This window comes from Arthrobacter sp. C9C5, assembly GCF_013359735.1.
Classification (GTDB): domain Bacteria; phylum Actinomycetota; class Actinomycetes; order Actinomycetales; family Micrococcaceae; genus Arthrobacter.
Genome location: NZ_JABFMX010000013.1, coordinates 107,392 through 128,007, shown reverse-complemented (window position 1 = coordinate 128,007; position 20,616 = coordinate 107,392). Strand labels below are relative to the sequence as shown.

At 67.7% G+C, this 20,616-nt stretch carries 23 protein-coding genes; 6 read left to right on the top strand and 17 right to left on the bottom strand.

The window, feature by feature from the left end:
- Window positions 1-123: 123 nt before the first annotated feature.
- Window positions 124-1,074, bottom strand: coding sequence for an EamA family transporter (locus tag HNO80_RS11995; RefSeq protein ID WP_175323086.1), 951 nt, complete (start codon window positions 1,072-1,074; stop codon window positions 124-126).
- A gap of 162 nt (window positions 1,075-1,236) precedes the next feature.
- Here HNO80_RS11995 and HNO80_RS11990 point away from each other — a divergent pair, with 162 nt between their 5' ends.
- A complete protein-coding gene (locus HNO80_RS11990; protein WP_175323072.1) occupies window positions 1,237-1,779 on the top strand; it encodes a CGNR zinc finger domain-containing protein in 543 nt (180 codons plus the stop codon).
- Here HNO80_RS11990 and HNO80_RS11985 read toward each other — a convergent pair.
- The 3 genes from HNO80_RS11985 to HNO80_RS11975 form a co-directional block, all read right to left on the bottom strand.
- On the bottom strand, window positions 1,776-2,123 hold the full coding sequence (locus HNO80_RS11985; protein ID WP_175323071.1) for a hypothetical protein: 348 nt from the start codon (window positions 2,121-2,123) through the stop codon (window positions 1,776-1,778). The two genes, HNO80_RS11990 and HNO80_RS11985, sit on opposite strands and share 4 nt — an antisense overlap.
- Before the next feature lie 85 nt (window positions 2,124-2,208).
- Window positions 2,209-2,802 (bottom strand): hypothetical protein, encoded by a 594-nt coding sequence (locus HNO80_RS11980; RefSeq protein WP_175323070.1) that lies wholly within the window; start codon window positions 2,800-2,802, stop codon window positions 2,209-2,211.
- A 9-nt stretch (window positions 2,803-2,811) separates the two neighbouring features.
- Entirely contained in the window at window positions 2,812-4,179 is a 1,368-nt protein-coding gene (locus tag HNO80_RS11975; RefSeq protein WP_349627342.1) for an MATE family efflux transporter, read from the bottom strand.
- Window positions 4,180-4,327: 148 nt separating this feature from the next.
- Here HNO80_RS11975 and HNO80_RS11970 point away from each other — a divergent pair, with 148 nt between their 5' ends.
- Both HNO80_RS11970 and HNO80_RS11965 read left to right on the top strand, forming a co-directional pair.
- On the top strand, window positions 4,328-4,762 hold the full coding sequence (locus HNO80_RS11970; RefSeq protein WP_175323069.1) for a DoxX family protein: 435 nt from the start codon (window positions 4,328-4,330) through the stop codon (window positions 4,760-4,762).
- A gap of 194 nt (window positions 4,763-4,956) precedes the next feature.
- The gene (locus HNO80_RS11965) at window positions 4,957-5,916 is read left to right on the top strand and encodes an acyl-CoA thioesterase (RefSeq protein WP_175323068.1); all 960 of its coding nucleotides are present in this window, start codon (window positions 4,957-4,959) and stop codon (window positions 5,914-5,916) included.
- Between the two features lie 14 nt (window positions 5,917-5,930).
- On the opposite strand, the gene dnaB is transcribed toward HNO80_RS11965, so the two are convergent.
- Window positions 5,931-7,313 carry a replicative DNA helicase gene (dnaB, locus tag HNO80_RS11960; protein WP_175323067.1) on the bottom strand — a complete coding sequence of 461 codons (1,383 nt, stop codon included), beginning with the start codon at window positions 7,311-7,313 and terminating at the stop codon, window positions 5,931-5,933.
- 666 nt (window positions 7,314-7,979) lie between these two features.
- Between dnaB and HNO80_RS11955 the strand changes: the two genes are divergently transcribed.
- On the top strand, window positions 7,980-8,447 hold the full coding sequence (locus HNO80_RS11955) for a hypothetical protein (RefSeq protein ID WP_175323066.1): 468 nt from the start codon (window positions 7,980-7,982) through the stop codon (window positions 8,445-8,447).
- A gap of 3 nt (window positions 8,448-8,450) precedes the next feature.
- Window positions 8,451-9,026 carry a hypothetical protein gene (locus tag HNO80_RS11950; RefSeq protein ID WP_175323065.1) on the top strand — a complete coding sequence of 192 codons (576 nt, stop codon included), beginning with the start codon at window positions 8,451-8,453 and terminating at the stop codon, window positions 9,024-9,026.
- A 22-nt stretch (window positions 9,027-9,048) separates the two neighbouring features.
- On the opposite strand, the gene HNO80_RS11945 is transcribed toward HNO80_RS11950, so the two are convergent.
- The 7 genes from HNO80_RS11945 to rpsF form a co-directional block, all read right to left on the bottom strand.
- Entirely contained in the window at window positions 9,049-9,420 is a 372-nt protein-coding gene (locus HNO80_RS11945; protein ID WP_175323064.1) for a TFIIB-type zinc ribbon-containing protein, read from the bottom strand.
- Window positions 9,421-9,452: 32 nt separating this feature from the next.
- Window positions 9,453-10,079 carry an FMN reductase gene (locus HNO80_RS11940; protein ID WP_175323084.1) on the bottom strand — a complete coding sequence of 209 codons (627 nt, stop codon included), beginning with the start codon at window positions 10,077-10,079 and terminating at the stop codon, window positions 9,453-9,455.
- Window positions 10,080-10,181: 102 nt separating this feature from the next.
- Window positions 10,182-11,036 carry a PhzF family phenazine biosynthesis protein gene (locus tag HNO80_RS11935; RefSeq protein WP_175323063.1) on the bottom strand — a complete coding sequence of 285 codons (855 nt, stop codon included), beginning with the start codon at window positions 11,034-11,036 and terminating at the stop codon, window positions 10,182-10,184.
- A gap of 116 nt (window positions 11,037-11,152) precedes the next feature.
- Entirely contained in the window at window positions 11,153-11,605 is a 453-nt protein-coding gene (rplI, locus tag HNO80_RS11930) for a 50S ribosomal protein L9 (RefSeq protein WP_175323062.1), read from the bottom strand.
- Window positions 11,606-11,622: 17 nt separating this feature from the next.
- On the bottom strand, window positions 11,623-11,862 hold the full coding sequence (rpsR, locus tag HNO80_RS11925; RefSeq protein ID WP_003800144.1) for a 30S ribosomal protein S18: 240 nt from the start codon (window positions 11,860-11,862) through the stop codon (window positions 11,623-11,625).
- A 125-nt stretch (window positions 11,863-11,987) separates the two neighbouring features.
- Window positions 11,988-12,557, bottom strand: coding sequence for a single-stranded DNA-binding protein (locus tag HNO80_RS11920; protein WP_175323061.1), 570 nt, complete (start codon window positions 12,555-12,557; stop codon window positions 11,988-11,990).
- A 54-nt stretch (window positions 12,558-12,611) separates the two neighbouring features.
- Window positions 12,612-12,917, bottom strand: coding sequence for a 30S ribosomal protein S6 (gene rpsF, locus HNO80_RS11915; protein WP_056428835.1), 306 nt, complete (start codon window positions 12,915-12,917; stop codon window positions 12,612-12,614).
- A 249-nt stretch (window positions 12,918-13,166) separates the two neighbouring features.
- On the opposite strand from rpsF, the gene HNO80_RS11910 reads away from it, so the two are divergent.
- A complete protein-coding gene (locus HNO80_RS11910) occupies window positions 13,167-13,853 on the top strand; it encodes a DUF1345 domain-containing protein (protein ID WP_249777311.1) in 687 nt (228 codons plus the stop codon).
- Here the strand turns inward: HNO80_RS11910 and HNO80_RS11905 are convergent.
- The 5 genes from HNO80_RS11905 to HNO80_RS11885 all read right to left on the bottom strand — a co-directional run bounded on the left by HNO80_RS11905 (window position 13,850) and on the right by HNO80_RS11885 (window position 20,608).
- Window positions 13,850-15,187 carry a M18 family aminopeptidase gene (locus HNO80_RS11905; RefSeq protein ID WP_175323060.1) on the bottom strand — a complete coding sequence of 446 codons (1,338 nt, stop codon included), beginning with the start codon at window positions 15,185-15,187 and terminating at the stop codon, window positions 13,850-13,852. The genes HNO80_RS11910 and HNO80_RS11905 overlap by 4 nt on opposite strands.
- Before the next feature lie 217 nt (window positions 15,188-15,404).
- Window positions 15,405-16,880 carry an amino acid permease gene (locus tag HNO80_RS11900; protein ID WP_175323059.1) on the bottom strand — a complete coding sequence of 492 codons (1,476 nt, stop codon included), beginning with the start codon at window positions 16,878-16,880 and terminating at the stop codon, window positions 15,405-15,407.
- A gap of 239 nt (window positions 16,881-17,119) precedes the next feature.
- The gene (locus tag HNO80_RS11895; protein WP_175323058.1) at window positions 17,120-18,025 is read right to left on the bottom strand and encodes an ABC transporter permease; all 906 of its coding nucleotides are present in this window, start codon (window positions 18,023-18,025) and stop codon (window positions 17,120-17,122) included.
- 3 nt (window positions 18,026-18,028) lie between these two features.
- A complete protein-coding gene (locus tag HNO80_RS11890; protein ID WP_175323057.1) occupies window positions 18,029-18,973 on the bottom strand; it encodes an ABC transporter ATP-binding protein in 945 nt (314 codons plus the stop codon).
- A gap of 132 nt (window positions 18,974-19,105) precedes the next feature.
- Window positions 19,106-20,608: a bifunctional phosphatase PAP2/diacylglycerol kinase family protein gene (locus HNO80_RS11885; protein ID WP_175323056.1), complete on the bottom strand. Its 1,503-nt coding sequence runs from the start codon at window positions 20,606-20,608 to the stop codon at window positions 19,106-19,108.
- Between the last annotated feature and the right edge of the window lie 8 nt (window positions 20,609-20,616).

Below are 20,616 nucleotides of genomic sequence, written 5' to 3'. Positions count from 1 at the left end.
GCAACGCCACCGAGCAGGAGAGCGCCTCCTCGCGCTAGGCGGAACAGTTTCCCGAACAGCCCGGACGCAACCGCGTCCGGGCTCTTCGTTTAAGGCGGTTCGCTTGAGGCAGCCGGACGCGCCTCAGGGAACCGGCTCGACGTCGTTGGCGTGGTCGAGTTCCGCGGGCAGCCGGGCGGGGAAGCGCAGTTCGTCTAGCCGGACCAGCACCACGCCGCCGACAATCAGCAGGCCGCCCAGGAGCTGGACGGGGCCCGGAAGTTCGCCCAGGAGCAGCCAGGCCCAGATGACGGCGAACAGCACCTCGGTGAGCGAGACGAAGGATGCCACCTTCGACCCGAGCGCCCGGGCGGCCACGACGCCGGAGACGTAGGCGAGCACGGTGGCAAGGATGACCAGCCCGAGCAGCGGCACCCACCAGGGCGTGACCCAGGCCCCGAGCCTGGTATCGGCCGTGCTGGCGGCCATCGGCAGCAACCCCGTGGCGGCCGCCAGCCACATGACCAGCGCACCCACCATCAGGCCGCCGGAGGCCAGCACAATCGGCGGCAGCGTGTCATTCTCCTTGGCCGTGATGAAGAAGTAAATGGCCAGGCAGACGGCGGCCGCGATGCCCCACAGCACGCCGACCACGTCGATCTTCACCGCCCCGGTGAGATCGAGGACCAGGACCAGGCCCCCGAGGGAGAGCAACGTGCCTGCCACAGTGAGGGGACTCGGCCGCTTCCGGCTTGCCGCCCAGAGCCACAGCACGATGATCACCGGAGCGAGGTACTCGAGCAGGAGTGCGACGCCAACCGAAAGCCGGGCGACGGCGTTGAAATAGAACAGCTGGCATGCGGCGACACCGATCAGGCCGAACAGCAGGACGGTGAGCCAGTTGTCGCGGAGCTGGTGCCAGCGGCCGCGCAGGGCGAGAACCGCCGGGACGGCCAGGACCAGCGCGGCTCCGGTGAGCCGGGCGGTGACCGCGGCGCCCGGCGTCCAGCCGGTCTCCAACAGCGCCTTGGCGAAGGAGCCGGAAAGCCCGAACACCGCCGAGGAGAACAAGGCCACCCCCAGGCCCGACGCCAGGAAGCCCGGAGCGTCCGGCGTCGGCTTGTCGGCGCGGAGCTGTGGGCGGTTCTTGGCCGGAGCCCCGGCGGGGCGGCGTGCGGCAGACACGGGCTGCCTCCTGTCAGGAGTAAAGTTGGGTTATGGTCATGACAGTACGCCCGGGCGACGTAAGGAGTCAAGATGGTTTTTGCACCTGACACGGAGGTTGCGCTGCGCTCGGTGGTCGGCCTGATCAACACGTCGGCCAACGGGGAGGAAAAGCTGTCCACCGTCGCGGACCTGGACCGCTTCCTTACGGCCGAGGGCTTCAGCGGTTCCCGGACCCACGATGCCGCCGAACTGGCCAGCGTGCACCGGCTGCGCGGCGAACTCGCCGAGCTGTGGCTGGCGGATGAGGGCACAGCCGTCGACACCGTCAACCGGCTGCTGCGCGAGGCCCGGGCGCTGCCGCAGCTGATGAAGCACGACGGCTGGGACTGGCATCTGCACGCGACCACACCCGAGGCGCCGCTGGCCGACAGGATGAGCACCGAGGCCGCGATGGCGCTGGTGGATGTGATCCGCAGCAAGGAAATGGACCGGATGCTGGTCTGCGCCGCGGACGACTGCGACGCCGTCGTGCTGGACCTCAGCCGGAACCGTTCCAAGCGCTACTGCGATACCGGAAACTGCGCCAACCGCGCGCACGTCGCGGCCTACCGGGCGCGGAAAGCGGCGTCCTAGCGGATCTCGCCGGGCTCGTCGGCGTCGGGGGACGGCTCGGCGGCGTGTCCGCCGAAGGACGACGCCGGCTTCTTGGAGCTCAGGTTGACGCCGGAGCCCTTGCCGAGGTGCTCGGCGTTGTCCTTGTAGCTCATCGAGAGCATGGCCGCGATCACGAGGGTCACGATGAAGGCGATGCCGGCGCCGGTGAAGGCCAAATCGAAGCGGGGGGCCTTGGCGCTGCCCCCGGAGGCGAAGATCAGGACGGCGAAGAAGGCCAGCACTGCCCAGAACGCGGAGAACATGAGAGGACCCTTGACCGAAGTCCGCAGGCTGCGGCGTTCTCCTGAATTCTGCTCTGCCAAGGTGCTTTCCTCCTGCCGCCAGCGCCGGCTTGGCGTGGCAGTCGTGATACCGCGGTTGTTCTACGCAGGGTAGAACCTGTTCGTACTAGTTTACGGCCTCGGCGGATACGTCCCGCGCATCATGCCGCAGGGTCAGTCCGGCCAGGGTCCACAGCACCCCGCTGATGATCGCGCCTCCGCCGGCCACGCCGAGCAGCGCGTGCGGGCCGAGGTCAATAAAGAACGGCAGCGCCACGGCGGTGCCCAGCCCGATCACTCCGGAGGCGATCCAGTCCCGCGCCAGGACGGAGCGGCGGCGGGCGGCCATGCCCAGGTAGAGCTCCGCGGCGCCGGCGAAACCCAGGCCGAGGGCGCCGATGATGCCGAACACCAGGTTGCCAGGGAGCAGTCCCACAGCTGCCCCGGTTCCGGTCAGGACGGCCCCCGCGCCGGCCAGGATCTTGGCAGTCCGGTCCCCGTGCGGCAAACCGGTCTTCTTGACGCTCCCGAGCAGCACCAAGCCGGTGGCCAGCAGATAGAGGCCGCCGGCCCAGCCCATGCCGGCAACAGGAGGCGCTGCCCAGAACACCGTAACGGCGCCGAACGCCAGCGCGATGACGGCCCGGAGCAGCACTGGCTTCCACAGGTCCGGGGCGGCGGGCAGGGCAGTCGAGGCTTGGGGGTCTGCGGGGAAAGTCACCTGCCCAGTTTAGTGGGTGCCTCCGTGGGCGCCGAGCAGCATCCACCGGTCCGTGCGTGCCCGCAGCCCGAGAGTGAGCGCGCGGGCCAGCATGTAGCCCAGCGAGAAGGCCGCCCAGAGCCAGAGCAGCGCCGCGCCGCCGTCGGCCCCGGACAGCCGGACCGCCAGCAGCAGCGGCAGGTAGGCGGCAAGATTCACGACGCCGGCAATCGCCAGATAGCGTGCGTCCCCGGCGCCGATCAGCACTCCGTCGAGGACAAAGACGTAGCCCGCGATCGGCTGCCCGGCGGCCAGCACCCAGAGGGCGAGCGTGAGGGCCGACTGGACCCCGGCGTCGGGGGTGAACAGCCGCCCCGCCCACGGCGCGGCTGCGGCCAGCACGAGTCCGGTCAGCACCCCGAAGCCGAGCCCCCAGCGGACCATGGTTCCGGTGAGTTCCCGCACCGCCGCGGGGCGGGAGGCGCCGAGTTCCTTGCCGATCAGGGCCTGGGCGGCGATCGCGAGGGCGTCGAGGGCGAAGGCCAGGAAGGTGAAGATGGTCATCGCGAGCTGGTGGGCGGCGAGGTTCACCGGTCCCTGGGCGGTGGCGACCAGCACCGTGGCGAGGATCGCGATGCGCAGGCTGAGGGTCCGCAGCATCAGCCAGGAACCCACCCTGGCCAGCGACCGGATGCCGCGCCAGTCGGGGATCAGGGTCACCCCGTGGTTGCGGGCGTTGCGCTGCACCATCACAACGTAGACCAGGGCCATGGCCCACTGGGCGATGCTGGTGCCCAGGGCCGACCCGGTGACGGAGAGCTGCAGCCCGTAGACCAGGAAGAGGTTCAGCACGATGTTTACGGTGAAGCCGGCGGCCGCCACGGCCAGCGGGGTCCGGGTGTCCTGCAGGCCCCGCAGCACTCCGGTGCCCGCGAAGATGAGCAGCATGGCCACCAGGCCCGGCATGGACCAGCGCAGGTAATCCACGGCAAAGGATCGAACCTCGCCGCGGGCGCCCATCAGGTCCAGGAGCGGTTCGGCGGCGAAGAATCCGGCCGCGGCCAGGCCAACGCCGAGCAGCAGCCCGAGCCAGACGCCATCGCGTCCGGCCGCGAGGGCCCTGGGCAGCTGGCCGTTGCCGATCGCGCGCGCGACGGCGGGGGTTGTGGAATAGGCGAGGAATACCATCAGCCCCACCGCGGTGTGCAGCACCGCCGAGGCCAGTCCGACGCCGGCAAGCTGGGCCACGCCCAGGTGCCCCACGATCGCGGAGTCCGCGAGCAGGAAGAGCGGCTCGGCGATCAGCGCCCCGAAGGCGGGCACGGCCAGGCGGAGGATTTCCCGCCGCCGGGTTGCCGGCGGCGGAAGGGTTGCGGGAGTCGGAAAGGAGGCGGGCACGGAACCACCCTAGCGGCGCCGAACGGCTTCGCATTAGTTGACATTTCAACTAAGCACCGCAACACTGGCAGTTGAATCTTCAACTAAAACTACTGCGGGACGCCCCCGCCTGCAGCGCCACCCACCCGAACTTTAGAACGGTATTTCCATGAACCAGCCCACGCTCACCACCACGGCCCGCACCATCCTGCGCATCGTCACCGGATTCCTCTTCGCCGCCCACGGCTGGCAGAAATTCAGCGAGTTCACCATCCCGGGAACCCAGGCCGCCTTTGCCCAGATGGGTGTCCCGGCCGCCAACCTTGTCGCCCCGGTCGTCGCCACGCTGGAGCTGGCCGGCGGCATCGCCCTGATTCTCGGCGTACTCACCGGCGTGTTCGCCCTGCTGCTCGCGGTGGACATGCTGGGCGCCCTCTTCCTGGTTCATGCTCCGGCTGGAATATTTGTCGCTGCGGGCGGCTACGAACTGGTGCTGATCCTGGCCGCCGCGGCCCTGGCCGTGGCGCTCGTCGGTGCGGGCAAAGTCTCCGTGGATGGGGCCGTCTTCGGCCGCACCGGCTCCAAGCTCAGCGCCCTGGCCTAGGCGCGGCTGCGGCAGCAGCGTTCGACGGCGGGCGGTCACCTTGTGGCGGCCGCCCGCCGTCGTCCCGGCCTCCGTCGTCCCCGCCGCGGGCGCTGCACTCATGGCAGCGTCTGTGGCAGCGTCTGTGGCGGCCGGCGCCGGGTTTGTGTCGGCCGCCGACGGCGGTTCGGCGGACCGTCAGTACACTCACTTCCATGAGTGAGACTTCCGCCAACGCCGTCACCCTGCGCTTCCTGGCCGCCCCCACGGACGTGGGCCACAGCGGCTCGGTGGACGCGGGGACGGTCCTGGAGTGGGTGGACAAGGCTGCGTATGCCGCCGCCGTCGGCTGGGCGAAGTCCTATTGCGTGACCGCCTATGTGGGGAACATCCACTTCGCGGATCCGGTCAACAGCGGGGACATGGTCGAAGTTACCGCCACCATCGTCTACACCGGCCGGTCCTCGATGCACATCCGCACCGTGGTCTCCTCCGGCGACCCCAAGGGCGGGCCGGCCACGATGCGCAGCCAGTGCATGGTGATCTTCGTGGCGGTGGGCGAGGACGGCAAGCCGATTCCGGTGCCGCAGTTCGAACCGACGACGCCGGCGGAAATTGAGCAGCGCGAGCATGCACTGGCCCGGATCAAGGTCCGCGAGGACATCGTCGAAGCCATGAGCGGCCAGGAGTACACCGACGCCGGAACCGCCGAACGTGTCACGCTGCGGTTCATGGCCGCCCCCACGGACGTGAACTGGGGCGGCAAGGTCCACGGCGGAATCGTCATGAAGTGGATCGATGAGGCGGCCTACGTTTGTGCCTCGCGCTACTGCGGGAAGGACACCGTTGCGGTCTTCTCCGGCGGCGTGCGGTTCTACCGGCCGCTGCTGATCGGGCACCTGGTGGAGGTGGAGGCCCGGCTGGTCTACACGGGAACGAAAGGCATGCACATAGCCGTCCATGTCCGCTCCGGGGATCCCAAAGGGCACGAACTGAACCTCACCACGTACTGCCTGACCGTCATGGTGGCCCGCGACGAGAGCGGAACCTCCGTCCCGATCCCGCAATGGGTTCCGGTGTCCGAGGAGGACAAGCGGTTGCACGCCCACGCCCGGGAGCTGCTCGAGATCCGGGGCCGGGCGCCCGGAAACCGACTGCCCAACCACCTCCTCTAACAGGCTGCCTTGCTCTAGAAGCCGCCTCCGCCTGCGTCCCCCGCCATGTTGGCGAAGCGGGAGTAGTGGCCCTGGAACGCGACCACAATGTCCTTGGTGGGGCCGTTACGGTGCTTGGCGATGAGGATGTCCGCCTCGCCGGCGCGCGGAGACTCCTTGTCGTAGACGTCTTCGCGGTGCAGCAGGATGACCATGTCGGCGTCCTGCTCGATGGAACCGGACTCACGGAGGTCGGACACCATGGGGCGCTTGTCCTGGCGCTGCTCGGAGCCACGGTTCAGCTGCGAGAGCGCGATCACCGGAACCTGGAGTTCCTTGGCCAGCAGTTTCAGGGCACGGGAGAATTCCGAGACTTCCTGCTGGCGCGATTCGACCTTCTTGCCCGAGCTCATGAGCTGCAAGTAGTCGAGGATGACCAACTTGAGGTCGTGTTGCTGCTTCAGCCGGCGGCACTTGGCGCGGATTTCCATCAGCGACATGTTGGGGCTGTCGTCGATGAACAGCGGGGCGTCGTTCATCCGGCCCATGGTGGTGGCAATCTTGGACCACTGCTCGTCCTTGATGGTGCCCTTGCGCAGATCCTGCAGCCCGATCGTGGCTTCCGCGGACAGCAGGCGCATCGCGATCTCGTTCCGCCCCATTTCCAGGGAGAACATGACGGTGGCGAGGTTGTTCTTGATTGCCGCGGAACGGGCGAAGTCCAGCGCGAAGGTGGATTTACCGACGGCGGGGCGCGCGGCGATGACGATCATCTGGCCGGGGTGCAGGCCGTGGGTCAACTCGTCGAGTTCGTAGAAACCGGTGGGGACACCAACCATGCCTTCGCCGCGGTGCCCGGACGCTTCGATTTCATCCACGGTGGATTCCATCACGTCCTTGAGGACGACGTAGTCCTCGGCGGTACGCCGCTCAGCCACGGCGTAGACCTCGGCCTGGGCCTGGTTGACCAGGTCCTCCACCTCGCCGTCCTGCCCGTAGCCGAGCTGGACGATCTTGGTGCCGGCGTTGACCAGCCGGCGCAGGACGGCCCGTTCGGCCACGATTTCGGCGTAGTAGCCGGCGTTCGCGGCGGTAGGTACGGTCTGGATCAGCTCGTGCAGGTAGGCCGGGCCGCCGATCCGGTTGATTTCGCCGCGCTTAGTCAGCTCGTCCGAGACGGTGACGGCATCGGCGGGCTCACCGCGGCCGTACAGGTCGATGATCGCTTCGTAGATGGTTTCGTGCGCCGGGCGGTAGAAGTCCTGGCCGCGGAGGATCTCCACGACGTCCGCAATGGCATCCTTGGACAGCATCATGCCGCCCAGCACGGACTGCTCCGCGGGGATGTCCTGCGGCGGCTTGCGGCTGCCTTCGGCTCCCCGAGTGCCCTCGACCGAGTCCAGATGCGTAACTGACAAAACTGCCGTCCTTCATTGTGTGCCGGCGGAATGGTGTTCGCCGGCGGCGCTTAGGCCATCTGTTGTAGTGCGTGTTGTAATGCCGTGATGTCGTGGTGCCGGATGATCCGGCAGGCCTTCACCAGTTCATTACTAGCAGCAGGCTCCGACACTTTGTCCGGCACGCGGAGGCGGCGGTAGCCCCGCGGGGCGGCTCCGGCGGCAGCTTGCGGGGCCGCTCCCCGCCCTATCCGGTGGCGTGTAGCCGGGGCCGGATTTCGGTGCCAACAACCTGGTCTCCCGCTACGTTATCCCCCGATCGGGTCCGCACCAACCCGCCCCTCCGGCTTCCCTGTGGATAAGTTGTGGACTACTGCCCCGTGCTTGTGCACAGCCTGTGGGAACGCCTGTGGATAGAAGAATTCTTTCGCTCTTAATAGCCGCCTGACCTGCGGAAATGCCCGTTTTTCCTTGTGGATGAAAAACAATTTTCGCCAAGCTTCATCCACAGCTGGCGGCTGGCGGCTGGGGATAGCCGCTGGCGGCCCGGGCCACAGAAGGGACCAAATATGCGAATTCTGTGATGCTTGTCACGCGGAAGGCCGCAAATTGACGCTCTTGGCCACGGCCTGTATGCGAAACCCCGAATATGCTGTGGATAACTGCTATCTGGCATAAGCTGTGGCCATGGGCGATGTCTTGATAGTCATACTGCCTGCCCTCATCCTCGCGGGCGTGCTGTGGGCAGTCGCCGCGGCTTTGAAGCCGCGTAATTTCGGTATCTCCGACGCCGAGCGCTACCAGTTGGAATTGGCCATGCGCTCCCGCGCCCACTACGAGGCCCAGGTGAAGGCCGCTACAGCGGCCCGAGCCCGGGTGGATGCCGCGACCCGCCCGAGCCAGAACGAACAGCAGCAGTCGCAGCAGGCTGAGCACGCCCGCGCGGCTTCGCAGGGCGTCCGGGGCCCCTTTAGCGACAGGACGCAGCCGGGCTACCCTGGCGCGGTGCTGCCCGGCGGCCAGCTTAATCCCCAGTTCGCGCTTCAGCTCCAGGCCCTGGCCCGGTCCGGCCACAAGGTACAGGCCATCAAACTGCTGCGGCAGGCCACCCACTCAGATCTTTTGACCGCCAAGAATTACGTAGATCGGCTGTAGTCTATGGAAGCCCTGCTAGTCCCCATCCTGATCCTCGTGCTCGTGGGCCTCGGCGTCGCAGTTGCCGCACGTGCGATCGGGCGCCGTCGGCCGCAAACCCCGCAGGACGCGTCCCCGCAGCCCATCCGCAACTCAGCGGAGCTCGCCCGCACTGCCGCCGCCCGCCTGGACCAAGAGCAGCACCGACGCCTGTATGCCCTGATCGCCCAGGGCCAGGCGATGGCCGCCATCAAGCTGTACCTGGAAGCCACCGGCGAGGGCCTCCGCGCCTCAAGGGACGCGGTGGGCGCCCTGGCGGCCCACCCCCAGCCCTACCGTCCACAGCAGGCGCCCGAGCAGCCCGCCCACGACGACGACGAGGACGCACCGCAGCGCTTTCCCTACCGCTACCGGGCGATCGCCAGCAAGGGCGACGTCACCCGCGAGGTCAGCAGCAATATGCTCAACGACGAAATTTACGGCCGGATCCGCACCCTGGCCAAGAGCGGCGACACCGAGGCAGCAGCGGCCGCGCTGACCCGGCACTCGGACATCTCCCTCAAGCAGGCCCAGGAGTTCATCGCCCTGCTCGAGGAGTGAGGGGCGGCGGAGCGGGCGGACCCTAGAAGTCGAACAGCTCCCCCAGCCAGCCTTCCTTCTTCTTGGGCCGGCGTCGGTCGTCGTAGCGCGGCTGCTCGTAACGGGGCCGGTCGCGGCGGTCGTCAAAGCGCGGGTCATCCGGCCGGCGGTCGTCCCGGCGCGGTTCCGGAGCGTAGAGCGGCGGCGGGATGTGTCCCGGCGGAGTCGGTGCCGCCGCTGGCGGTGCGGCTGGAAGAGACGGGGCGGAGGCGCCGAAGCCCTCCGCCGCACGGTCGATGATCTTGTCGAGCTCGCCGCGGTCCAGCCACACGCCGCGGCATTGCGGGCAGTAGTCGATCTCCACGCCGCTTCGTTCGCTCATTACCAGGTCTACTGAATCCACAGGACATTTCATGTCCCGAACAACGAACCGCGCGCCGAATAAGTTCAGTTGCGGCCGGAGATCCCGGCGAGCAGCTGCTCGAACGGCAGCGACTCCAGCGGCGCCTGCTGCGGCCGCGGTTGCGAGCCTTCGAGCAGGCTGGTGAACTCCCCTGCCGCCCGCTCAATCCTCGTGGAGAGCGGTGAGCCGCCGTCGCCGCTTGTTCCCCAGTCCTGCGGGCCGGCGAAGACGCCGGTGGCCGCGATCCGGGTGCGGAGGTAGCTGAAGAGCGGCCGCATGGCGTAGTCCAGCACCATCTGGTGCCGGTCGGTGCCCCCAGTGGCGCCCAGCAGGACGGCCTTGCCGTCCAGCGACTTGGGATCCAGCACATCGATGAACGACTTGAACAGCCCGCTGTACGACGCGCTGAAGACCGGGCTGACCGCGATGATGCCGTCCGAGGCCTCCACCCCGGCGATCACCTCGGCTAGGCGCGGCGCGGCGTAGCCGGTCACGAAGTTGTTGGCGATCTCAACGGCCAGGTCCCGCAGTTCGACGACGTCGAGGCTCACGGAGTAGCCGGCCGCGGCGAGCTGGCGTTCGGCGGAGCCCGCCAGCTGGTCCGCGAGAAGGCGGCTCGACGACGGGACGCCGAGTCCGGCGGAGATAACGGTAATGCGGCGGCTTTCCACGGTGTGCTCCTGTAGCTGGTCCACGATTTCGGTAACTGTATGCATTTGCATCTACCTGTAGAAGCGCCGGCCGGCCGGCTTTATTCCCTCCGCCGTTGCCACTCAGAGCAGGACGAATCCCTCGATGCAGCTCATCGAGTTCCCGCCGACCCAGACGTCGTCCCCCGTCGTCTCGATGTAGACCCGGCCGGCGCGGCCCAGCATGGTCCCTTGGGCGGCAAGGTAGGACTCCGGGGCCTTGCCGGCGCCGATCAGCCACTGGGCTGCCCCGGCGTTGAAGCTTCCCGTGACGGGGTCTTCCGCGGCCGCGTCTCCGGGGATGAAGGTGCGTACCTCGAAGCCGACCTCGGATCCGGCGGGATGGGGGCCGATCACGCCTACCTTGAGTCCGGCCATCGCCGCGTAGTCGGGCCTGATGGCCAACACCTGCTCCGAAGAGTCCAGCAGCACTCCGATCCATTCCGGGCCGTTGACGAGCCAGGACGCGTCCAGGAGCGCCTCCCGGGGCATCCTCAAGCCGGCTGCTATGCGGGCGAGGTCCGTCTCGGCCACCGGTCCCGAGCGGGTCAGCGGCGGGGCCGCGAACGCCAGGCGGCCGCCGTCGCGCTTCACCCGGACCAGCCCGGCCGCGCATTCCTGGACCAGGATTCCGTCCCGCAGCGGGGCGCCGCCCGCCTCAAGCCAGGCATGGGCCGAGCCGAGAGTGGGATGGCCGGCGAAGGGAAACTCTTCGCTGCCGGTGAAGATCCGCACCCGGTAGTCGGCGTCGGGGTGCGTGGGCGGCAGCAGGAAGGTGGCCTCGGAGAGGTTGGTCCAGTTGGCAAACCTCTGCATGGCGTCGGCGTCGAGGTCCTCGGCGTCGAGGACGACAGCCAGCGGATTCCCGCGGTATGGTTCGGCGGTGAAGACGTCCACCTGGGTGAAGGGGCGGAGGCGGGGTGCGGTAGTAGGGGTCACTGCCGCAGGCTATCACCGGCACCTCGCCGGGCGGGTAACGCAGAAGGCCCCCGCGTCCGGCTTCCCAAAGGGATCCGGACGCGGGGGCCTCCCGGCAGTTCAGTTAGTCGAAAAGACTACTTACCTGCAACTACGTCGAGTTCGATCACAGCGGAAACGTCGTCGTGCAGACGGACGTTCGCCTGGTAGGAACCGGTCGACTTGATGTGAGCCGGCAGTTCAACCTTGCGCTTGTCGATGCGGCCGAGGCCGGCGGCCTCAACGGCGTCCGCCACGTCGGCCTGCTTGACGGTGCCGAACAGGCGTCCGGTCTCGCCAGCCTTGACAACGAGCTTGACCGGCTTGGCCTGCAGTGCTGCGGCCTGCTTCTGAGCGTCTTCCAGGGAAGCGTGCTCGCGAGCGGCGCGGGCAGCCTTGATGGACTCAACCTGCTTCTCGCCACCCTTGGACCAGGTCAGGGCGAAGTTGCGGGGCAGCAGGTAGTTACGTGCGTAACCGTCCTTGACCTCGACAACGTCGCCAGCAGCACCGAGACCGGTTACTTCGTGGGTCAGAATGAGCTTTGCCATGTTAGTTAATCCCTTCCTTAGCCGCGGCCAGCGCCGGAGTAAGGCAGCAGAGCAACTTCGCGGGCGTTCTTGATTGCCTGTGCGATCTTGCGCTGTTCCTGCACCGTGACGCCGGTGACGCGACGGGCGCGGATCTTTCCGCGGTCGGAGATGAACTTGCGCAGCAATGCTACGTCCTTGTAGTCGATGACAGTGATGTCAGCGGCCTTCAAGGGGTTGGACTTTGGTTTGGGCTTACGGAGTTCAGCCTTAGCCATCGTGGAGCTCCTATTCGATGGAGCCCGTGGATATTGATCCACGGGATGGTGGTGATCCGCGGCGGTCATCGCGGGGCTGCCGTGCGGCTGCCTCGCGGGTCCCGACGTCGGACCTTAGATGTTGTTTAGAAGGGAGGTTCGGAATCCGGGCCGTTGCCCCAGCCGCCTGCATTGCTGACCCCGGGCGTTGCCCAGGGGTCGTCCTGCGCTGCGGGCTGGTTGCCGCCCCAGCTTCCGCCGGAGTTGCCGCCCTGGTTTCCACCAGAGTTGCCACCGAAACCGCCGCTGTTGCCGCCGCCGAAGCCACCCTGACCACCCTGTCCGCCGGAGCGCTGGGTGCGGTTGACCTTGGCGTTGGCGTAGCGCAGGCTGGGGCCGATCTCGTCGACCTCAAGCTCTATAACGGTGCGCTTCTCGCCTTCCTTGGTTTCGTAGGAACGGCTCTTCAGGCGGCCGGAAACGATCACGCGCATGCCCTTGGTGAGGGACTCGGCGACGTTCTCGGCTGCTTCGCGCCATACCGATGCGCGGAGGAACAGGGTTTCCCCGTCCTTCCACTCATTGGACTGGCGGTCGAAAGTGCGGGGCGTAGAAGCGATGGTGAAGTTCGCTACTGCCGAACCTGACGGTGTGAACCTCAGTTCGGGGTCATTGGTGAGATTACCGATGACCGTAATAGTGGTTTCGCCTGCCATCTACGTCCTCCTTGTTCGTTCCTGCGGGGTTAAAGATTGAAGGGTGGAGCTGAATTACTCAGCAACAACCTTCTGCTCTTCGGGGCGGGTGATCTTGGTGCGCATGATGGTCTCATTGAGACTCAGCTGGCGGTCAAGTTCCTTGGCGGTAGCCGGCTCAGCGGTGAAGTTCACCACGGCGTAGATACCTTCGGACTTCTTCTGGATTTCGTAAGCCAGGCGACGACGGCCCCAGATGTCAACCTTTTCGATGGTTCCACCATCGGTAGTGATGACGTTCAGGAACTTCTGAAGCGTTGGCTCAACGGTACGCTCTTCGACCTCGGGGTCGATGATTACCATCAATTCGTAAGGACGCATATGTGAACCCACCTCCTTTGGGCTAAGCGGTTACGGCATTTCCGTAACAGGAGGTTCATTTGCGGTGCTTGTGCGGTGCATCGCCCCCGGAACGGAGGCAGGGCGCAGCACAGACTTCAATAGCTTAGTGCATCCGGGCCGGTTTCAGCGATTTCTTGTCCCGCCACCCTAGACTCCGTGGCGCCGTCGGCGGAAGCTCCCCGGCGGGGTTGTGGATAACCGCACGGGCGCTTGTGCCATGATCGGGGAATGAGCACCGGTTCCACGCCCCGTTCCCTCGCACCCCCCGCGCACCGCAGCCGGCTGCGGTTCGCCGTGATGGTGCTGGCCGGACTGCTCGCCGCCTCAGCCTCGGGCCTCTCCGGACACTGGGTGGAAGCCCCGGCGATCGGCTGGAGCAGTGCCGCCCTCACCTATGTGCTCTGGGTCTGGATCGTGATCGGCCCGCTGAACGCCGCCGATACGCGCGCCCATGCCACCTCGGAGGATCCGTCCCGCAGCGTCACGGATCTGATGATCCTCGCCGCCAACGTCGCCAGCCTGGCGGCCGTGGCCGCCGTCGTGCTCGACTCGCACAGCAACAACGGCGGATCCCGTCTTGGCGGCGGCCTGCTGGCGCTGGCGTCCGTCGCACTGTCCTGGATGCTCGTGCAGACGCTCTTCACGGTGCGCTACGCCGGCCTCTACTACAGCACCGAGCCGCGGGCCGGCGCGGCCGTCGGCGGCATCGATTTCAACCAGGCCGAGCCGCCGCAGTACACCGACTTCGCGTACCTCGCCACCAGCCTGGGGATGACGTACCAGGTGTCGGACACTGCGCTGGAAAACCATGCAATCCGGGCCGAGGCGCTCAAGCACAGCCTGTTGTCCTACCTGTTCGGCACCGTCATCCTTGCCGCCACCATCAACCTCGTAATTGGCCTCGCCGGGTCCTAGGAAGCCTGCTGGGACGAGGTGCGGAAGAACAGTTCCGTGACCGTCGCCAGCCGGTGCGGGTCCTCGACGCCGCACAGCTCGCGGGCCGAGTGCATCGACAGCAACGGGACGCCGACGTCGACCGTCCTGATCCCGAGCCGGGTGGCCGTCAGCGGGCCGATCGTCGAACCACAAGGCATCACGTTGTTGGAAACGAACTCCTGGTACGGGATCCCGGCGTCGGTGCACAGCCTGGCCCACAGGGCTGCCCCGGCGGCGTCCGTGGCGTAGCGCTGGTTGGCGTTGATCTTCAGCAGCGGGCCGCCGTTCAGGGCCGGGCGGTTGGCCGGATCGTGGCGCTCGGCATAGTTGGGGTGCACGGCGTGGCCGGCGTCGGCGGAAACACAGAACGACGCCGCGAACGCCTGCCGCCGCTGGCTCGCCGTCGCGCCCAGCCCGTCGGAGATGCGGACCAGGATGTCCTCGAGGACCGGGCCGCAGGCACCGGAGCGCGAGGCGGAGCCGATTTCCTCGTGGTCGAAGGCGGCCAGCACGGCGACCGGGCCGTCCGCCGGCACCTCACCGGCGGCGTGCGCGATCAGCGCTGCGAGGCCGGCGTGCGTGGCGGAAAGGTTGTCGAGACGGCCGGAGGCGAAGAATTCACCCTTGGCGCCGAACACCGCCGGCGCCTGCGTGTCCGCGATGACAACGTCGTAACCGCCGATCTGCGCGGGATCCACGGTGGCACCGGAGACCCGCTCAGCGAGGAGGCCGAGCAGGTCCTCGCCGGCCGGATCGCCCAGGCCGAAGACCGGATTCATGTGCTGCTGCTTGTCCAGGGCCAGGCCTTCATTCACGGCCCGGTCCAGGTGGATGGCGAGCTGCGGGAAGCGCAGCAGCGGCCCGGTGGCCGTCAGGTGTTGCGTGCCGTCCAGCATCACCAGACGCCCGGCGAGCTGCAGTTCGCGGTCCAGCCAGGAGTTCAGCAGCGGACCGCCGTAGACCTCGACGCCGGCCTGCAGCCAGCCGAACTTGCCGGTGGTGGGCCTGGGCTTGAGTTTGAAGGACGGCGAATCGGTGTGCGCGCCGAGGATGTTAAAGCCCGTGGTGGGGCCGGCGCCGGCGGGCACCACCCAGGCGATCAGGGCGCCGTCGCGGATCACATAGAACTTGCCTGCCGATCCGGTGTCGCCGGTGCCGGCCCCCTGCCACTGCCGCAGTTCGTCGAGGCCGGTGAACCCCGCTTCGTCCAGCCGCCGGGCGGCCTCGTCGACGGCGTGGAAGCTCGACGGCGACGCGCTGACGTACGCGCCGAGGTCCTGGATGTGGTCTGCGGCTGTGGCGGAGGAAGGCATGGCTCCGAGTCTAGCGCCGCGGCCGGACCGTCAGGTCGAGTCCGGCCGCGTGCGGAGCGGGCCTGCCTGGCCGGGCCCACGCCGTCACCACCAGCACAACGCACCGGACATGCCCTCCTCCGGCGACGGCGGATGGGCATAGTGGCACTATGTCCATCGCTGGTCGCCAGCGTGGGGCATGTCCGGTGGCGCGGGATGGGTGAGGGCGTGCGGAGGCCTACGAGCTCGGCCGCGCGCCTACTGTCGCATCTTCATCAGAAGCGTCGGCGGGAGCCACCATTGCATCTTCGGCGGGAGCCTCAAACCGCGCCCCGGCACTACCTGCTGCCGGGACGGTGGCCTTGGCCCCGTGCCTGCGGTAGCGCCAGAGACCGATTCCCACCACGACGGCGGCCAGGGCCAGCGAGAGCAGCAGCGATTCCCGGGTGGTGTCCAGCACCACCATGCCAACCAGCAGCGCGACGATGCTGACGATCGCGATCCAGGTCAGGTACGGGAACAGCCACATCTTCAGCTGCAGATCCCGGGCGGCGGTGCCCATCCGGCGGCGCAGGATCAGCTGCGAGACCGAAATGACCAGCCAGACGAACAGCGCGATGGCACCGGAGGTGTTGACCAGGAACAGGAAGACGGTGTCCGGGGCGATGTAGTTCAGGCCCACGGTGATGAAGCCGACCACGGTTGACGCCAGCACCGCGGCGGCCGGAACCCCGCGCTTGGAGATCCGCATCCAGGAGCGGGGTGCGTCGCCGCGGCGGGAGAGCGAGAAGAGCATGCGGCTGGCGGTGTAGAGGCCCGAGTTGAGGCAGGACAGCACCGAGGTCAGCACGACGATGTCCATGATGGTGCCGGCGCCGGGGATGCCGAAGAGTTCGATCACGGCGACGTACGGGCTCTTCGCCACGGAGGCGGAGTTCCAGGGCAGCAGGGTCACGACGATGGCGATGGAGCCGATGTAGAACACCAGGATGCGCCAGACGGTCGATTTGACGGCCTTCTTGACGGCGTCGACCGGGTTCTCGGATTCGCCGGCGGCGATGGTCGCGATTTCGGCGCCGAAGAAGGAGAACACGACCACCAGGATGCCGGCCAGCACCGCGCCGGGACCGTTGGGCATGAAGCCGCCCTTGCCGGTCAGGTTGTCCAGGCCGGGGGCGGGGACGCCGGGGACGAGGCCCAGGATGGCGGCGGCGCCGAAGAGCAGGAACAGCACAATCGCGGCGACCTTGATGGAGGCGAACCAGAACTCGAACTCGCCGTACGACTTCACCGAACCCAGGTTGGTCAGCGTGAGGAGCACCATCAGGACCAGGGCCCAGACCCACTGGTCAATGCCGGGAACCCAGCGGTGCATGATCGCGGCGCCGGCCGTGGCTTCGATGCCGAGCACGATGATCCAGAACCAGGCATAGAGCCAGCCGATGCTGAATCCGGCCCAGCGGCCCAGCGCCTTGTCCGCGTAGGTGGAGAACGATCCGGTTTCGGGGTTGGCGGCGGCCATTTCGCCGAGCATGCGCATGACCAGGATGACCACGAGCCCTGCCGCCAGGTAGGCCACCAAGATGCCGGGGCCGGCCTGCTGGATGGCGGCGCCGGAGCCGACGAAGAGGCCGGCGCCGATGACGCCGGCGATGGCGATCATGGACAGATGCCGGGGTTTCAGGGATTTGGAGAGTTGCTGGTCAGCCTGCATGAAGCGCCGTCCTTCGTGGGTGGTGTCGGCCCGCGCCCCCGTGCCGGCGATGCCAGGCAAGGATGTGCGACGGACCACAATGTCGTTTCACCCTAGACCGCCGCAGAGAGGCTTCGTTCTGTGCAGTCACACAGATTACGCCGGTCAAGATGGGACGGAACTCCAGCCATAGAGCCTCCCAGGCAAGAGCTGTTGCCTGGGAGGCAATTCCGAAATGTGCCTGAAACCACTGTTTCCGACTAGACGTCCCGCTTCTTGAGCAGGATGCCGGCCAGCACGATCGGAATGACCACCCACGCGCCAAGGACCAGGGCGGCCTGCCAGCTTTCCAGCGTGTCCGGGACGTGGTCGGCGGCAGTCAGCGGTGCCAGCGTGTTCGACGGGATGAATTTGCGCAGTTCCGTGACGAAGTCGCCCTGGATAATTTGCAGCGCGATTGGCAGCACGAAGAAGATGCCCACGAGGGTCATGATGCCGCCGGCGGAGTTCCGGATCAGGGCGCCGAGGGCCATCCCGATCGCAGCGACGGCGGCAACGTAGGCGCTGTTGATCAGCAGGGTCCGGTAGTAGTGCCCGCTGGAGACGTCCAGGGTGTGGCCGTACTGGTCCAGGATCGGCACCGCGACCAGGCCGGCGAGGTAGAGCGAAAGTGCGGTGACCAAGAACGCGGAGACCACGACGACAAGGAGCTTGGCCGCCAAGGCCGGAATCCGCTTGGGGACGGCGGTGAACGTGGACCGCGCCATGCCCGTGGTGAACTCGGAACTGATGATCAGGACGGCCAGCGAGCCAAGGATCAGCTGCGCGAAGGAGATGCCGGCGCTGGGCGCCGAGGCGGCGAGGTCGCCCTGCGCGGCCAACGCGGCGGAGCGCTGCGGATCGGAGCTGGAGGCCTGCAGCGCCTGGCCGATGCCCCAGGCGGCAAGGGAGCCGACCCCGATGATGACGGCGATGGTGGCGCCGAGCAGGATCATGGTGGACAGCAGCGTGCGGAACTTGATGACTTCGGAGTTCAGCACGCGCAGGAAGCTGGGGCCAGGGCCGGTGCTGAGGCTGTCGCCGGCCCGGTCGCCTGCCTGGTTGTTTGCAGCGCCGGGGCGCACCCCGCGACTCGAGGGGTTGGGTTCAAGGGTGGTCGAGCTCATGGCTTAGTTGCCTCCGGCCTGGGCAGGGGCGTGGCCGCCCGTGGTGATCAGTGAGTGGTATTCGACCTCATCCTTGGTCAGTTCCATATAGGCCTCCTCGAGGCTGGCCCGGAGCGGGGTGAGTTCGTAGATCATGACGTGGTTGTCGAGGGCGGTGCGGGCGATTTGGCGGGGTTCCAGCCCGGTGACCTCGAGGAGTTCGTGGTCCTGCACCTGCACGGTGACGCCGGTGCCGGCCAGCAGGCGCGTGAGCTGGTCCGGCTGGTCGGTGCGGACGCGGGTGCGGCCCTGGCCGTTGCCGGTGATGATCTCCTGTATCGGCGCGTCGGCGATGATCCGGCCGCGTCCGATCACGATCAAATGGTCCGCGGTGACCGCCATCTCGCTCATCAGGTGGCTGGACAGGAACACGGTGCGGCCCTCGGAGGCCAGGTACTTGACCAGGTTGCGGACCCAGACGACGCCTTCCGGGTCCAGTCCGTTGACCGGCTCGTCCAGGATGACCGTCTGCGGGTCGCCGAGCAGTGCGGCGGCGATGCCGAGGCGCTGGCCCATGCCGAGGGAGAAGCCGCCCACCTTCTTCCTGGCGACCTCGGCCAGGCCCGTCATTTCAATGACGTCGTGCACGCGTTTTTTCGGAATGCTGTGCGTGGCAGCCATGGCCCGCAGGTGGTTGTAGGCCGAGCGGCCGGTGTGAACGGCTTTGGCGTCCAGCAGGGCACCGACGTCGCGCAGCGGCGCGTGGTGCCGGTCGAGCGGCACCCCGTTGACCGTGACGGAGCCCGACGTCGGCCGGTCCAGTCCCATGATCATGCGCATCGTGGTGGACTTGCCCGCTCCGTTGGGTCCCAGGAAGCCGGTAACCCGGCCCGCCTCGACGGTGAAATTGACTCCGGCGACGGCGGTTTTTTCGCCGTATACCTTGGTCAGGCCTCGTGCTTCGATCATGGAAGCTTTCCTTTGCGTCGCGTGTGGTTGTGTACCCACCACGCTACCGACGCCGCCGCCCGAATGCGCCGCTTTAAGGGTTGATTCAGGGCTCAATCAGGGTAATCCGGGCCATGGCGGGATGTCGGCCGCTCAGCCCTCCGGCTGCGGGGAGTAGTACACCAGTCCGCCGTGTTTGACCGAGAACTCGACGGCGCGGACGCCGGGCATGACTTCGCCGTCCACCGCCAGCACCATCGTCGTGTCGCCCGGTTCCACCCGGATCCGGCTGGTTTCGCGCAGGTGGGTGATCCGGGAGGTCGCCACGGTTCCGGTCAGCACCGACCAGAGCAGCCGTAGCCGGGCAAAGGATTCATCCGCCGTGATCATGCGCAGGTCCAGCACGCCGTCGTCGAGCACCGGCCGGACCAGCGGGGCATGGTCGCGGGGGTAGTATCGCCCGCGGCCGACATAAAGGATCCAGAGCTTGTGCCGCACCCCGTCCACGACCAGGGTGCTCGGGGTGCCCGCGGCAAAGGTCCGGAACATGGCGACGACGCCGGCCAGCGGCTTTCCCAGCGCGGGCTGGAGCTGCTCCCGCCGGCGCACCAGGTTGGGGTACAGGCCGATGCTGGCGGTGTTCAGCATCGACAGCTCCAGCTTCTCCGGACTGTCCGGCAGCCCCCGTTCCACCGATACGTGCCCGATGTCCGCGCGCGCCGCCTCCCCCTTGGCGGCTGCCTCGACGGCCGCCTGCAGGGTGCCGGTGCCCGCGTCGCGGGCGAAATGGTTGAGCGTTCCGCCCGGCAGCACCAGCAGCGGCAAGGAATGCTTGACGGCGGCCGCCGCGGCGGTGCCCACCGTCCCGTCTCCGCCCCAGACTCCGAGGGCAACGACGCCGAAACGTGTTGCCACCGCCTCGATTTCGGCCGCAACATCCTCGTCGGGGGCTATTTCCTTTATATACGCCTTGGGGAATACTTTTTGCAGGGCCTCGGCCGTCTCATCGGCATAAGAGCCGCCGAGCGTGTTGACCGCGATGCCGAGCCCCTCGCCGTCGGGCAGTGCGGCAGCCCCGACGGGGGTGCGCCTGACCGCGGGGAACGGGGGACGGACCGGCCACCACTTCCTCGTCACGAGGGCCGCACCCGCCCCGATCGCGGAGCCGAAGAAGACGTCCGAGGGCCAGTGCGCCCCCGTGTGCACCCTGGAGTAGGCGACGCCGGCGGCGACGGGGGCCAGCGCGGTGCCGAGCGCCGGCCGGACCAGCCCCACGCCGAGGGCGAACGCGGCGGCCGAGGCGGAGTGCCCGGAAGGCATGGAGGAACTGCTCGGTTGCGGGTGGACGAAGCGGAAGACCGGAAGGTGCTCGGGCAGCGGGCGGGCCCGCGGGAGCAGGGTCTTGAAGACCAGGTTGGTCACGGCGGAGGCCACGCCCTGCGCCAGCACGCCGTGCAGGGCCGCACGCCGGGTCCTGCCGGGGAAGAGGGCCATTACCGCGGCAATCCCGAACCAGAGCTTGCCCTTGTCGGCGGCCGCGGAGAGCCGTCGGAAGAAGTCGTCGTGGCCGCCGCCGGGAAGCCGTGAGAGGGAGTGAACCAGTCGGCGGTCCAGCTTGTCCAGTCGGCGCGGCGTTTTCCCCAGTATGCTTCGCATTTCCCCAC